At 69.5% G+C, this 1,218-nt stretch carries 1 protein-coding gene and 1 pseudogene; both read left to right on the top strand.

Annotation, left to right across the window (positions count from 1 at the left end; translation table 11 throughout):
• Positions 1-155 precede the first annotated feature (155 nt).
• The gene (locus ABZ795_RS28780) at positions 156-467 is read left to right on the top strand and encodes a transposase (protein WP_357532646.1); all 312 of its coding nucleotides are present in this window, start codon (positions 156-158) and stop codon (positions 465-467) included.
• Positions 464-1,081: pseudogene (locus tag ABZ795_RS28775) on the top strand (IS3 family transposase); the annotation flags it as partial. The gene ABZ795_RS28780 and the pseudogene ABZ795_RS28775, both read left to right, overlap by 4 nt.
• Between the last annotated feature and the right edge of the window lie 137 nt (positions 1,082-1,218).

Below are 1,218 nucleotides of genomic sequence, written 5' to 3'. Positions count from 1 at the left end.
CCGCGGATCAGGGTCGGTGTGGCTGCCCGGCGCATCTGTCGCTGGGCACCGTGACCGGGCACGCCGCGGCGTATCGGGCGTTACGCGACGGTGAGGTTCCCCCGGTAGCTCGGAGGCTTTCGATCATGCTCTGATGGAGCTGAAGGGAGTCATCCGTGGCAGCACCGAAGAAGTACCCCGATGAGCTGCGTGAACGTGCGGTGCGTTTGTATCGGGAGTCGGACCCGAAGCCCGTGATCCGTCAGCTGGCCCGCCAGCTTGGGGTGCATCACGAGGCGTTGCGGAACTGGATCCGCCAGGACGAGGCCGACCGCGGTCAGCGCGGCGACCGGTCGACGACCTCGGAGCTGGAGGAGTTGCGCCGGCTGCGGCGGGAGAACGCCGAACTGAAGCGGGCCAACGAGATCCTCAAGGCCGCCTCGGCTTTTTTCGCCTCGGAACTCGACCCGACCCGGCGACGGTCGTGACGCTCGTCGACGAGCTACGCGATCGCTTCGGGGTCGAGCCCGTCCTCCGGGTCCTCAACGTCGCCCCGTCGACCTACTACGGCTGGCTCGCCCAGGCCGCCAACCCGTCGGCTCGCCGACGCGAGGACGCGGACCTGGCCGTGGAGATCGCCGAGATCCACGACGTCTCGGGCGGCACCTACGGCAGCCCACGGGTGCACGCCATGCTGCGCCGCCAGGGCCGGCAGGTGGGCCGCAAGCGGGTGGAGCGGTTGATGCGCGAGCACGGTCTGCAGGGCGCGTTCCTGCGCAAGAAGTGGCGCATCCCCTCGACCAGGTCGAACCCGAAGGCGACACCGGCGCCGGATCTGGTCAACCGGCAGTTCACCGCTGCGGCGCCGAACCGGTTGTGGGTCGCTGACGCCACTCGCATCCCCTGCGGGCAGGGCGTGTTCTGGCTGGCCGCGGTGCGGGACGTGTTCTCCAACCGCATCGTGGGCTGGCGCTGCTCTGACCGGTGCGACACGGACCTGATCCTCGGCGCTCTGGAATACGGCATCTGGTCCCGCGACGTCCGCGACGGCCAACTGATCCACCACTCAGACAGGGGCTCGAACGGCGGTTTCAACCGGTCGTCGCAACACCTTGATCACGGAGGTGTGCATGGGCAGGAACACCAAGCTGGAGCAGGTGCCGGAAGGGGCGCGGAGGCAGTGGGCGGCGGACCGGGCGCTGCGGGCGCCGATGCGGTCGCCGGGTCGGCCTGAGCCTT

Origin of the sequence: Micromonospora sp. NPDC047134, assembly GCF_040643455.1 — a bacterium.
In the GTDB taxonomy this organism is placed as follows: Bacteria; Actinomycetota; Actinomycetes; order Mycobacteriales; family Micromonosporaceae; genus Micromonospora.
The sequence above is the reverse complement of the archived record's forward strand: the minus strand, read 5'-3'. Positions and strand labels throughout refer to the sequence as shown.